The sequence below is a fragment of the Mesorhizobium sp. M8A.F.Ca.ET.202.01.1.1 genome (assembly GCF_004791595.1).
Lineage (GTDB): Bacteria > Pseudomonadota > Alphaproteobacteria > Rhizobiales > Rhizobiaceae > Mesorhizobium.
Genome location: NZ_SRUN01000330.1, coordinates 1 through 280 on the forward strand (window position 1 = coordinate 1; position 280 = coordinate 280).

Here is a 280-nt window from a genome sequence, read left to right on the forward strand (position 1 = left end):
GCTGATCGGCGACCGCGATCTCAAGGTCGCCAAACTCTATGAGATGCTGCCGGCCGGCGCCGGCGAGAGTTCGGAGGGCCGCACGCCGGCCGACAACGCAACCGTGCGTTCGGTCTATGTCATCGGGCCGGACAAGAAGATCAAGCTGGTGCTGACCTATCCGATGACCACCGGGCGCAATTTCGACGAGATCCTGCGCGTGGTCGATTCCATCCAGCTGACGGCCAAGCACCAGGTGGCCACGCCGGCCAACTGGAAGCAGGGCGAGGACGTGATCATC

The 280-nt window shown here is 63.9% G+C and carries 1 pseudogene; it reads left to right on the forward strand.

What is annotated here, in order from left to right:
• Positions 1–280 (forward strand): annotated as a pseudogene (locus EN845_RS35075) (peroxiredoxin); the annotation flags it as partial.